At 64.7% G+C, this 12,471-nt stretch carries 11 protein-coding genes; all 11 read left to right on the top strand.

From position 1 onward, the window contains the following. Positions 1-10: 10 nt before the first annotated feature. The 11 genes from XH85_RS24140 to XH85_RS24190 all read left to right on the top strand — a co-directional run bounded on the left by XH85_RS24140 (position 11) and on the right by XH85_RS24190 (position 12,286). Positions 11-958, top strand: a complete 948-nt coding sequence (locus XH85_RS24140; RefSeq protein WP_128933794.1) for an SDR family oxidoreductase — start codon at positions 11-13, stop codon at positions 956-958. A gap of 148 nt (positions 959-1,106) precedes the next feature. Further along, positions 1,107-2,309 (top strand): ABC transporter substrate-binding protein, encoded by a 1,203-nt coding sequence (locus XH85_RS24145; protein ID WP_128933795.1) that lies wholly within the window; start codon positions 1,107-1,109, stop codon positions 2,307-2,309. Positions 2,310-2,463: 154 nt separating this feature from the next. Beyond that, positions 2,464-3,351, top strand: a complete 888-nt coding sequence (locus tag XH85_RS24150; protein ID WP_128933796.1) for a helix-turn-helix domain-containing protein — start codon at positions 2,464-2,466, stop codon at positions 3,349-3,351. A gap of 181 nt (positions 3,352-3,532) precedes the next feature. Continuing rightward, on the top strand, positions 3,533-4,645 hold the full coding sequence (locus XH85_RS24155) for a maleylacetate reductase (RefSeq protein WP_128937401.1): 1,113 nt from the start codon (positions 3,533-3,535) through the stop codon (positions 4,643-4,645). A gap of 25 nt (positions 4,646-4,670) precedes the next feature. Then, entirely contained in the window at positions 4,671-5,573 is a 903-nt protein-coding gene (locus tag XH85_RS24160; RefSeq protein WP_128933797.1) for an intradiol ring-cleavage dioxygenase, read from the top strand. A gap of 32 nt (positions 5,574-5,605) precedes the next feature. Further along, positions 5,606-7,396 (top strand): FAD-dependent oxidoreductase, encoded by a 1,791-nt coding sequence (locus XH85_RS24165; protein ID WP_128933798.1) that lies wholly within the window; start codon positions 5,606-5,608, stop codon positions 7,394-7,396. A gap of 82 nt (positions 7,397-7,478) precedes the next feature. Continuing rightward, the gene (locus XH85_RS24170; RefSeq protein WP_128933799.1) at positions 7,479-8,804 is read left to right on the top strand and encodes an ABC transporter substrate-binding protein; all 1,326 of its coding nucleotides are present in this window, start codon (positions 7,479-7,481) and stop codon (positions 8,802-8,804) included. A gap of 84 nt (positions 8,805-8,888) precedes the next feature. Continuing rightward, a complete protein-coding gene (locus XH85_RS24175; RefSeq protein ID WP_128933800.1) occupies positions 8,889-9,602 on the top strand; it encodes an ABC transporter ATP-binding protein in 714 nt (237 codons plus the stop codon). Continuing rightward, positions 9,599-10,303 (top strand): ABC transporter ATP-binding protein, encoded by a 705-nt coding sequence (locus tag XH85_RS24180; RefSeq protein WP_128933801.1) that lies wholly within the window; start codon positions 9,599-9,601, stop codon positions 10,301-10,303. Before XH85_RS24175 ends, XH85_RS24180 begins: the two co-directional genes overlap by 4 nt. Before the next feature lie 7 nt (positions 10,304-10,310). Beyond that, complete coding sequence (locus tag XH85_RS24185; RefSeq protein ID WP_128933802.1) at positions 10,311-11,177, top strand: branched-chain amino acid ABC transporter permease; 867 nt, start codon at positions 10,311-10,313, stop codon at positions 11,175-11,177. Continuing rightward, positions 11,174-12,286: a branched-chain amino acid ABC transporter permease gene (locus XH85_RS24190; RefSeq protein WP_128933803.1), complete on the top strand. Its 1,113-nt coding sequence runs from the start codon at positions 11,174-11,176 to the stop codon at positions 12,284-12,286. Before XH85_RS24185 ends, XH85_RS24190 begins: the two co-directional genes overlap by 4 nt. Positions 12,287-12,471 lie beyond the last annotated feature (185 nt).

Raw genomic sequence — 12,471 nt, forward strand, 5'->3', positions numbered from 1 at the left:
GGCATCGCTCATGCTCGCGATGACGTCGAGGGGCGCGCGCAAGGATCTGGAGCACCATCAGATGAAAGATATCGAAGATAAGGTCGCGTTCATCACGGGAGGCGCGAGTGGGATCGGGTTCGGAATGGCCCGTGCGTTCCTGCAACATGGGGTGAAGGTCGTTATCGCGGACGTCCGTCAATCGCATCTCGATGCGGCGGCTTCCGCCCTCGATCGCTCCAACAAGAACTACCATCTGATCCGTCTGGACGTTACCGACCGCGAGTCAATGGCACGGGCCGCGACGGAGACCGAGAAGTTATTCGGCAAGGTCCACATACTCTGCAACAATGCAGGCGTATCGAGCATGGTGGCTATGGAAGACGCGAGCTTCGCGGATTGGGATTTTGTGATGAACATCAACGTCGGGGGCGTCGTCAACGGCGTCGCGACGTTCGTTCCCCGGATTCGGGCGCATGGAGAAGGTGGTCACATCGTCAATACCTCGTCGATGGCCGGCATCCTCGCTCTTCCAAATCCCGGCGGCATCTACTCGACATCCAAATTCGCGGTGCGCGGCCTGACGGAGTCCTTGCGAATGGCGCTCGGACCGTACAGCATCGGCGTTTCGCTCCTTTGTCCCGGCCTAGTTCGCAGCAATCTCGTCGACACGACGCTTCACCTCAACACGTTCGGTTCTGCTCAATCGGCGGGCGGCCCGTTCGCGGCCGGCGGTTCGCCGTTGGAAGCCGGGATGGATCCTCTCGCCGTAGGCGCACGGGTGATCGAAGGAATCGTCGGGAACGAGCCATACATTCTTCCGCACGGCGAATTCAAAGACGAAGTCGCAGAGTCGTTCGCAGAGATACTTCAGTCGTTCCCCACCGATCGAGACGTCGATCCGAAACGGCAACAGTTCGAAACGATGCGCCGGCAAGCGACGAGGGAGGCAAAGCGCTTGGCTGCAAGCATTGGTTAGAACTTCGATCTGGCGTGCGAGGACCGCGCCGATCTCCATTGGACGCCCGCTCGCAACCGAGTAATTCGAAAGACGTCGCAAGAATCGGGGGGAAGCAATCCTCCGGACAAACAGCCGCTCTCAGCGCGGCCTATCAGGGAGGAGCCGAATGCGAAGCGCCATTGCAGCTGCAGGGCTGTACGTCGTCTGGTCCATTCTCGCGGCGCCGGCTGTCGCCGAAGACGAGCCCGGCATCACCGCCACCGAGATCCGCATCGGACAGACCATGCCCTACAGCGGGCCGGTGTCCGCCTTCGGCATCCTCGGCAAGGGCGAGGTCGCATATTTCAAGATGGTCAACGACCGTGGCGGCATCAACGGCCGCAAGGTCAACCTGCTCTCGCTCGACGACAGCTACGTGCCGCCCAAGACCGTGGAGCAGACGCGCCGGCTGGTCGAGAGCGACGATGTCTCGTTCATCTTCTCGACCATGGGGACCGCGCATAACACGGCGATTGCCAAATACCTGCAGGGCAAGAAGGTGCCCCAGTTGTTCGTCGCAACGGGTGCCTCGAAGTTCGGTGATCCCGCGCAGTTTCCCCTGACGCTGATGGGCGTGATGGCACCGTTCCGCAACGAGGCCCGCATGTATGCGCGCTATGCGCTGCAGAAGAAGGGCGACGCGACCTTCGCGGTGCTGGCGCAGAACGACGATTTCGGTCGCGACTACCTCGCCGGGCTCAGGGACGTGCTCGGCGATCGGTACGACACCGCCGTCACGGCGGCGACCTACGAGACCACCGAGCCGACGGTCGATTCCCAGATCGTGAAGCTCAAATCGACCGGCGCGGATGCGCTCGTGATCGCCGCGACGCCGAAATTTGCTGCGCAGGCGATCCGCAAGACTTACGAGATCAACTGGCGTCCGATGATGTTCCTGACCAATGTGTCGGTATGGATGTCCTCGGTGATGGAGCCCGCCGGGCTGGACGCCGGCACAGGCATCATCTCGAGCGCCTATGTCAAGGATCCGCTCGATCCGGCATGGGCGGACGATCCCGGCGTGAAGGGATGGCGCGACTACATGGCCAAATACGTACCTGACGGCGACATCCGCGATTCCAACTACGTCAACAGTTACAACAACGGCATGGTGCTCGAGCACGTGCTTAAGGCGGCCGGCAACGACCTCAGTCGCGAGAACATCCTGCGGCAGGCGCTGTCGATCAAAGACTTGGAATTGCCGATGCTACTGCCGGGCATCAAGGTCAATACCGGCGAGAGTGACCATCTGCCAGTCGAGCAGCTGCAGTTCATGCGGTTTACCGGCAAGCAGTGGGAGCGGTTCGGCGAGGTGCTCTCGACCAAGTAGCGTCGATATCGAACTGCATGCAATGATATCGAGGCAGGTTGGTGCGTAGATGTTGCCATTGCGCTGCAGCAACGATGGGAGCGATTGTATTGAAAATTGAGGACCATTGGGTTTTACTCCGCGGCACCGAAGCCTCGAGCCCTTGGTCTGTCGGATGCAGGCGACGTCGAATTTTGGGGTGCAGGAGACGCACGGGATCCTGAACCGCTTCCAGGCCGAATTCCGCGGCTCGAGCGAAGGGCTCGGCTGGTCGTCCGCATTTGCCTCGGTTCAGCGCGAACGGCCGTTTGAGGGGCACTTCCACGCGCTATCCGACAATCTGATGGTGCTGCATCGGGGTGGCCCGGTCGACATCACGTATGTGATGGACGGCAAGTCGGTTGCCCGGCACATCCCGCGAGGTGGCGTTTTCTTCCTGCCGGCGGGACATGCCTGCAACGTCGTCCTGCACGAGGCGCTGGAATCCACCCACATCTATCTGCGGTCCGATCTGTTCGTGGGCGGCGGCGGGGCGTCCAGCCTGATCAGTGGGCTCGCGCCGATGTTCGGCGATCAGGATGCCGTGCTGGAACATCTGGCTGCGGCGATCGGCGACACCATCACCGGCAACCTGCCGGCCTCGTCGCTGTTCGTCGATCCGATCGCGCAGGCGATCGCCAACCGCTTCGTCGCGATCAATTTCCACAAGCCGAGCGTGGAGGCCGGCAAGCATCCGAACCTGCTCAGCGTCCGGCAGATGGCCCGCATCCGCGAGTTCGTCGACGCCAATCTCGAGACCGACATCCGGCTCGACCAGCTGGCAAAGCTGTGCGGCCGCAGCACCGAATATTTCGTGCGCCTGTTCAAGGCGACCAGCGGGGTCTCGCCCTATCAATACGTGCTCAATCTGCGCATCGAGCGTGCCAGGGCGTTGCTCGTCGACGAGACGCAGAGCCTCGCCGACATCGCGCTGGCCTGCGGCTTCTCCCACCAGGAGCACTTCACCCGCATGTTCCGCCGCTTCACCGGTGTGACGCCGGGGCGATACCGGCGCAGCCACTAGCTGCGGCAGCCGGACAGGCGAGGGGCGTTGCCCCGCCGTTTCCCGGCTGACGATTTTTCCAGTTTTGTGCAGATTCTCTCCGGTTTCGTGCAGGTCTACGACCGCGGCCCGCCGCTAGCTTTCTCCCAACAAAGCGAAATGTGCCGGTTCGCCGGCTCGGGAGAAACGCATGAGCACCGCAATGCCCGATGTCGGAGCCGCGCCCGTTGTGGCGGCCGGTGATGCCGGCCATGGCGCGTTTGCATACTGCTCGCAGCAATATCGAGTGGTGTTCGGCGCCGGCACCTCGACGCGGCTTGGCGAGGAAACGGAGCGCCTTGGCATCAAGCGGGCGCTGGTGCTCACCACCCCTGAGCAGCAGGATCTCGGACGTCAGCTCGGCGCCGGCCTCGGCGACCGACTTGCCGGCCTGTTCGCCGGCGCGCGCATGCATACGCCGGTCGAGGTCACTAACGAAGCGCTCGGCATCGTCGAATCTCACGAAATCGACGGTCTGGTCGCGATCGGCGGCGGTTCGACGGTCGGGCTCGGCAAGGCGCTGTCGCTGCGCACCGGGCTGCCGCATATCGCGATGCCGACCACTTATGCCGGCTCGGAGATGACGCCGATCCTTGGCGAAACCTCTAACGGCATCAAGACCACGCAGCAGTCCCAGGACCTGGTGCCCGACACCGTCATCTACGACGTAGATCTCACTGTCAGCCTGCCGCCCCACATCTCCGCCGCCAGCGGCCTCAATGCGATCGCCCACGCGGTCGAGGCGCTTTATGCGCCCGACGCCAATCCTCTGACCTCGCTGATGGCGGAGGATGGCATCGCCGCGCTCGCCCGCGCGCTACCGCGCATCATGGTGGCGCCTGCCGATCCCGGTGCCCGTCGCGATGCGCTCTATGGCGCCTGGCTGTGCGGAATCTGCCTCGGCGCGGTCGGCATGTCGCTGCACCACAAGCTCTGCCACGTGCTGGGCGGCATGTTCAACCTGCCGCATGCGGAAACTCACGCGATTGTGCTGCCGCACGCCGCCGCCTACAACGCCGCCGCCGCGCCTGAGGCCATGACTCGCGTCGCGCGGGCGCTGCACAGCGCCAATGCTCCGCAGGGCCTGTTTGACCTTGCCCGGCAGCTCGCGCTGCCGCGCGCGCTCGCCGACATCGGAATGCCCGAGGACGGCATCGCACGCGCCGCGGAGATGGCGGTGCGTAACCCCTATGCCAACCCCAGACGGATTGATCGCGCCCTGATCGAGCAATTGATCGCGGCAGCTTGGCGCGGCGATGCGCCCGCGCAGGACTGAACCTCAGGGATCCAAGGACAACACCATGGCCAATTTCAACGAGCATGACCTCACTGACGAGGTGGTTCGCAGCTTCGCCAACACGCCGAACAAACGGCTGAAGTTCCTCATCGAGGAGACGGTGAAATCGCTGCACGATCTGGTGCGGCGCACCGAACTCACCTTCGAGGAATGGAATCAGGCGATCGAGTTCCTGACCCGCACCGGCCAGACCTGCACGCCGCTGCGCCAGGAGTTCATCCTGCTCTCCGACGTGCTCGGCGTCTCGATGCTGGTCGACGCCGTCAATCACCGCGAGCGCGAGGGCGCGACCGAGACCACGGTGCTCGGCCCGTTCTATGTCGGCGAGCACCGCGTTAGACCGCACGGTGCCAATATCTCCGAGGGCATCGACGGTGAAGTGATGTTCGTGCAGAGCCGCGTCACCGACCTCGCCGCCAAGCCGCTCGCTGGTGCCGAGATCGACGTCTGGCATGCCGACGACGACGGCTTCTACGATTCGCAGAAGGCTGATTACGCGACCCACGGTCCGTCGCTGCGCGCGCGCTTCGTCACCGATGCCGACGGCCGCTTTTCATTCCGCACGATCTTGCCCTGCAGCTATCCAATCCCGACCGACGGCCCGGTCGGCGATCTCATCACCGCCACGCAGCGTCATCCGATGCGCCCTGCGCATGTGCACTTCCTGGTCAAGGCCGAAGGCTACGAGCCGCTGATCACCCACGTCTTCCTCGATGGCGACCAATATCTTCGCAGCGACGTGGTGTTCGGCGTCAAGGATGAGCTCATCGCGCGCGTCGAGCCGCGCAACGAAGCAGCGCTGCCGAACGGCGAGCGGGTCTCCGGCCCGTGGCACCTGATGACCTACGACTTCCAGATGAAGCCCGGCGCAGGGCTGGTGCCCCGGCCGATGATGGCCGCGGAATGACGATCGACAACAACACGACCAAGGAGAGGATAATGACCAGCAAACCTGTTGAGACCGACGTGCTTGTGATCGGCAGCGGCCCGGCCGGCGCGACGGCGGCGGCGCTGCTCGGCATGTACGGCGTCAAGCACATCTTGGTGACGAAATATGGCTGGCTGGCTGACACGCCGCGCGCCCACATCACCAACCAGCGTGCGATGGAGGTGCTGCGCGATCTCGGCCTCGAGGACAAGGCGGTGGCGCAGGCGACGCCGCAGCATCTGATGGCCAACAACGTGTTCTGCGAAAGCCTTGCCGGCGAGGAGTTCGGCCGGCTCTATTCCTGGGGCAACCATCCCTCGCGCAAGGCGGATTACGATCTCGCCAGCCCGACCCGGATTTGTGACCTGCCGCAAAATTTGCTCGAGCCGATTCTGATCGAGGCCGCTGGCCAGCGCGGCACTTCGCTGTGCTTCAACACCGAGTTCGTCGACCTGGTGCAGGACGCCGACGGCGTCACGGCAACGGTGAAGGACCGGCTATCCGGCGAGACCTACCAGATCCGCGCGAAGTATCTGATCGGCGCTGATGGCGGCCGCAGCCGGGTTGCCGAGGTAATCGGGCTGCCGATGGAGGGTCAGATGGGCCGCGCCGGCAGCATGAACATCATCGTGCAGGCCGACTTGAGCAAGTACGTCGCGCACCGGCCGAGCGTGCTGTACTGGGTGCTGCAGCCTGGCGCTGAGATTGGCGGCATCGGTGCCGGACTGGTCCGCATGGTGCGGCCGTGGAACGAATGGCTGATCATCTGGGGCTACGACATCGAGCAGGGCGAGCGCAAGCTCAGCAATGACGAGGCGATCTCGATCGTGCGCAATCTCGTCGGCGACGAGAGCCTCGAGGTCAAGGTCCGCTCCACCTCGACCTGGACCGTGAACGAGATGTATGCCGGCCACTATTCATCGGGTCGCGTATTGTGCGTCGGCGATGCCGTGCACCGCCATCCGCCGACCAACGGCCTCGGCTCCAACACCTCGATCCAGGATTCCTTTAATCTGTGCTGGAAGCTGAAGTTGGTGCTCGAAGGCCATGCCGCACCGTCGCTGCTCGAGACCTATTCCGCGGAGCGCCAGCCGGTCGGCAAGCAGATCGTGACCCGCGCCAACAAGAGCATCGGCGATTTCCCGCCGATCTTCGAGGCAGTGGGCCTCGTCGCTTCGACCGATCCGGCGGAAGCACGCAAGGCGATCGCCGCGCGCAAGGCGCCGACCGCCGAGGGCAAGGCGCGGCGCAAGAAGCTCTATGAGGCCATCGCCAAGAAGAGCTACGAGTTCAACTGCCACGGCGTCGAGCTGAACCAGCGCTACGGCTCGACCGCCGTGGTGTCCGACGGTACGCCGATGCCGGCCTTCACCCGGGATCATGAGCTCTATTATCAGGCCACAACCTGGCCCGGCGCGCATCTGCCGCATGTCTGGGTCGAGCATCAGGGCCAACGCAAGTCGACGCTCGATCTCACCGGCAAGGGCCGCTTCACGCTGCTCACCGGGATCGGAGGCGATGGCTGGAAGGCCGCGGCAGCTGCGGTCGAGAAAGCCTACGGCCTGCCGGTCGATGTAGTGACGATCGGTCCGCAGGGCTGCGATGCGCTCGACATCTATGCCGACTGGTATCGCCAGAGCGAAGTCGAGGAGGACGGCTGCGTGCTGGTGCGTCCCGACATGTATGTCGCCTGGCGCGCCAGAGAGGCGGCGGTGAATGCCCCCGACGTGCTGCTCGACGTGTTCGGCCAGATCCTCGGCCGTAGCGCGAAGGCGCAGGCGAAGTCCGTCGCCGCCGCGTGATGCGACGCTGCGCGGATAGTCTTTCCAGAACGGAATGAACGGCAGCCGGCTGGAAGACCGGCTTGCCTCAAGGGAGGGGAAAATGACCAAGGACTTATTGAACATAAAGTCTTTCGATCGCCGCCGTGTGCTGCAGGGCATCGCCGGTGGACTCACAGCCGCAGGCTCGTCGACTTTGTTCGCGCCGGCGGTGCGGGCGGCCAACAAGCCGATCAAGATCGGCTATGTCTCGCCGAAGAGCGGTCCGCTGGCGGCCTTTGCCGAAGCTGACGATTTCGTGCTCGGCGAATTCAGAAAGTTCATCAAGGATGGCGTCAAGGTCGGATCACAGACCTACTCGGTCGAGGTGGTGACAAAAGACAGTCAGTCGAATCCGAACCGCGCCGCCGAGGTCGCCAAGGAGCTGATCACCCGTGACAATGTCGGGCTGATCGTGGTCGGCGCCACGCCCGAGACCAACAATCCGGTGGCGACACAGTGCGAGCTGGAGCAGGTGCCGTGCATCTCTTCCGTCGCGCCGTGGCAGACCAACTTCATCGGCCGGCAGGCCAATCCGGGCGATCCAAAGACCTGGAAGCCGTTCGAATACACCTTCCACTATTTCTGGGGACTGGAGGACGTGATCGGCGTCTTCACCAGCATGTGGAGCCGGGTCGCGACCAACAAGTCGGTGGGCGCGCTGTTCCCCAACGATGCCGACGGCAACGCCTGGGGCGACACCACCATCGGCTTCCCGCCCGTGTTGGCCAAGCAAGGTTTCAAGCTCACCGATCCCGGCCGCTTCCAGAACCTCACCGACGATTTCAGCTCGCAGATCGCGGCGTTTCGTGGTGCCGATGCCGAGATCATCACCGGCGTGATCATCCCGCCCGACTTCACCACGTTCTGGAACCAGGCGCGGCAGAAGGGGCTGAAGCCGAAAGTCGTATCGGTCGCCAAGGCGCTGCTGTTCCCGGCGTCAGTGCAAGCGCTCGGCAAGGGCGGCAACAACATCTCGACCGAGGTGTGGTGGACGCCGACGCATCCCTACAAGTCGAGCCTCAGCGGCGTCAGCGCCGCCGATCTCGCCAAGGGATATGAGCAGGCTTCCGGCAAGCAATGGACCCAGCCGATCGGCTTCGTGCATTCGCTGTTCGAGGTCGCAATCGACGCCATCAAGCGCTCCGGCGACCCAGCGGACGGCGCGGCGCTCGCGAAGGCGATCGGCGCCACCAGGCTCGATACGATCGTTGGCCAGATCGAGTTCGGCTCCAGCGCCGTGCCGCCGTTCGCTGCGAAGAACATCGCCAAGACGCCGCTGGTCGGCGGCCAGTGGCGGCTCAGCGGCGACAAGTACAACATGGTGATCACGGACAACAAACTGGCGCCGCAGATTCCGCTCGGCGGCGACATGCAGGCGCTGAGCTAGCGCAAGCCAGCTGCTTCATCGAAGGAAGAGGATGCGTGGCGTTGCTGCGCATCTCCTCTCCGCCGAAACCAAATGTGGGCGACCATGCTCGAACTCAATGCCATCTCGAAACGGTTCGGCGCCATCGTCGTTGCCGACGCGATCGACCTGACGCTGTCTTCCGGCGAGGCGCTGGGCGTGATCGGGCCGAACGGCGCCGGCAAATCGACGCTGTTTAACCTCGTCACCGGGCTGTTGCGGCCGGACGCCGGCCGCATCGCGCTCGATGGCGTCGACATCACGGGCCTTTCTCCGGAAGCACGCTGCCGCGCCGGCATCGGGCGCTCGTTCCAGATCCCGCAACCGTTCGACCATCTCTCGGTGTTCGAGAACCTTGCGGTCGCCGCGCTGTTCGGCGGCGGCCTGTCGGAGGCGGATGCGATCCAGCATTGCGGCCGCATGCTCGATCTGACCGGCCTCGAAGCCAAGGCCAATCGGCTCGCGGGCAGCCTGCCGCTGCTCGATCGCAAGCGACTCGAACTGGCGCGAGCGCTCGCCACCCGGCCGCGCACGTTGTTGCTCGACGAGATCGCGGGCGGCCTCACCGATGCCGAATGCCACGAACTGGTCGAGACTATCAGAACCATCCATGCCGAAGGCGTCGGCATCATCTGGATCGAGCACGTGGTGCATGCGCTGCTCGCGGTGGTGCAGCGGCTGGTCGTCTTGAACTTTGGCAAGGTCGTCGCCCAGGGCGCACCGGTCGAGGTGATGCGCTCGCGCGAGGTCGAGACCATCTATATGGGCGTGCCGGCATGACCGCGCTGCTCAATGTTACGGCGCTCGATGCGTTCTACGGCGACTTCCAGGCGCTGTTCGGCATCGATTTCGAGCTGAACGAGGGCGAGGCGGTCGCAGTCATCGGCGCCAACGGCGCCGGCAAGTCGACCATGCTGAAATCGTTGGCGGGGCTGGTGAAGAACCGTCCCGATGCGATCCGCCTCGAGGGACGGGCGATCGGCGATGCGTCCGCCGCCAGCATCGTCCGGCTCGGCCTCGCGCTGGTGCCGGAGGGCCGCCAGCTGTTTCCCTCGCTCAGCGTCGAGGAGAACCTCTTGATCGGCGCTTATGGCGGCGAACGCAGCGCGCCGTGGGATCTCGCCGCGGTCTACCGCATGTTCCCGGTGCTGAAGGAGCGGCGACACCGCGCCGTCACCGCGCTGTCGGGCGGGCAGCAGCAGATGGTGGCGATCGGCCGCGCGCTGATGTCCAACCCACAGGTCCTGCTGTGCGACGAGATCAGCCTCGGCCTCGCGCCCATCGTGGTGGAGGACATCTACCGCATGCTGCCGCAGATCCGCTCTGGCGGTACCGCCATCGTGCTGGTCGAGCAGGACATCGCCCGCGCATTGCGGGCTTCGGATCGCTTCTACTGTTTGCAGGAGGGGCGGGTGACGCTGAGCGGACGGCCAGGGGATGTCGATCAGGACACGATCCGCGCGGCCTATTTCGGAGCATGAGGGGGCGATGGGCGGGTTCGACACCATCATCGAAGGCGTGCTGCTCGGCGGCGTCTATGCGCTGTTCGCACTTGGCCTGTCGTTGATCTTCGGCATCATGCGCCTGGTCAATCTGGCGCATGGCGATCTGATCCTGCTTGCCGCCTATCTGGTGCTCAGCGCCACCACCGCGTTCGGTCTGCCGCTTGCGGCCGCATCCCTGCTGGTCGTCATCACGATGTTCGTGCTCGGCTTCGTGTTGCAGCGGCTGGTGCTGGAGCGGGTGCTCGGCGATGACATCCTGCCGCCCCTGCTCGTCACCTTCGGCCTGTCGATCGTGATCCAGAACGGACTGCTGCTCGGCTACGGCGCCGACAGCCGCCGGCTGCAGGCAGGCGCCTTCGAATCCTCGTCGGTGGCGCTCGCCCCCGGCCTGAGCGTCGGGCTGGCGCCGCTGACCGCGCTGGTGACGGCGGTTGCCGCCGTCGCGCTGCTCCAGCTCATCTTCTATCGCACCTCGCTCGGCCGCGCCTTCCGCGCCACTGCGGATAATCCCGCGATCGCGCAGCTGATGGGCGTCAACGAGCGCAATGTCTACGCCATCGCGGTCGGACTGTCGCTCGCAGTGTCGGTGATCGCTGCTGTTGTGCTCGGTATCCGCGCCAGCTTCGATCCGTCGATCGGACCGGCGCGGCTGCTCTACGCATTCGAGGCGGTGATCATCGGCGGGCTCGGCAGCCTGTGGGGGACGCTGGCGGGCGGCATCGTGCTCGGGTTGGCGCAGGCGATCGGAGGGCGGATCAATCCGGAATGGCAGATCCTAGCTGGCCATCTCGCCTTCCTCGCCGTTCTGATGGTGCGGCCGCGCGGCCTGTTCCCGGCGAGGCGGAGATGAGCGTCGAAAGCATCCATATCCCGGCAGGCCGCGAGCAGCGCCCGGCGGTCGCGCCGGTGTGGCAGGTTCGGGTCGGCACACGGCTGTCGCGCGTCGCGGCCATGGCCGGCATCGCACTGATCGTGGCGCTGGCCGCGCTGCCCGCGATCGCCTCGCGCAACCTGATCCAGGATCTGATCTTCGTCTTCACCATGCTCACCTTGGCGCAGCTCTGGAACGTGCTGGCCGGGTGGGGCGGACAGGTATCGGTCGGGCAGCAGGCATTTGTCGGGCTCGGCGCCTATGCGCTGTTTGCCGGCATCGTGATGGCCGGGCTCGATCCGGTTGCGGCGATCCCGCTGGCCGGACTGTTCGCGGCGCTGGTCGCGGCGATGCTCGGGCCGCTGCTGTTTCGGCTGGAAGGACCATATTTCGCGATCGGCAGCTGGGTCGCCGCCGAGGCGCTGCGGCTGATCTGCGCCCAGTTCAAGTCGCTCGGCGGCGGCACCGGGATGTCGATATCGCCGGGCGAACTGTCCCAGATGGTCGGGCTGAAGACTGTGCAGGCGCTGCTTGGCCTGCGCCCGGCGGCCGCGCGTGACGTGCTGGTTTACTGGCTGGCGCTGCTGCTCGCCGTGCTGGTCACGCTCGGCATCTACGCCTTCATGCGCTCGCACCACGGCCTTGCGCTGGCCGCAAGCCGTGACAACGCAGCGGCGGCGCGCAGCGTCGGCGTCCGCACCGCGCGGACTCGCCACGTGCTGTGGATCGCGGTCGCGTTCGCCACGGGCATGGTCGGCGCCGTGGTTTATTTGCAGAAGGCGCGTATTTCGCCTGATGCAGCCTTCAGCGTCACCGACTGGACCGCCTATGTCATCTTCATCGTCGTGATTGGCGGGGTGCGCACCATCGAAGGTCCGATGGTCGGCGTGCTCCTGCTTTGGGGGCTCGTCACCTATCTCGCCCAGTTTGGCAGTCTCTATCTGGTCGTGCTCGGCACGCTCGCCATCCTGATCATGCTGTTCATGCCGAGCGGCGTGTGGGGCGCGGCAGCGCGACGCTGGCAATTGCAGCTGTTCCCGACCCAGCGCTGGCTCGGCCGCAGCGGGTCCAGTCCAATGCCATTATGACGAACCTTGTGCCAGGTAATCGTCCCTTCACTCTCCCAATTTTTCTTGGCGTTTGTGACCTCTGGCTTTGCTGCAGATTAGCAGCGCAGGAAAGGCGCCTCCGTCAGAACGTTTTCGGCATTCGACTCCACACATGCTCCGGAGCGTGCACAGCTAAGTTGTTAGGAGTGGCCGCTGTGGGCGCA

Source organism: Bradyrhizobium zhanjiangense (genome assembly GCF_004114935.1).
In the GTDB taxonomy this organism is placed as follows: domain Bacteria; phylum Pseudomonadota; class Alphaproteobacteria; order Rhizobiales; family Xanthobacteraceae; genus Bradyrhizobium; species Bradyrhizobium zhanjiangense.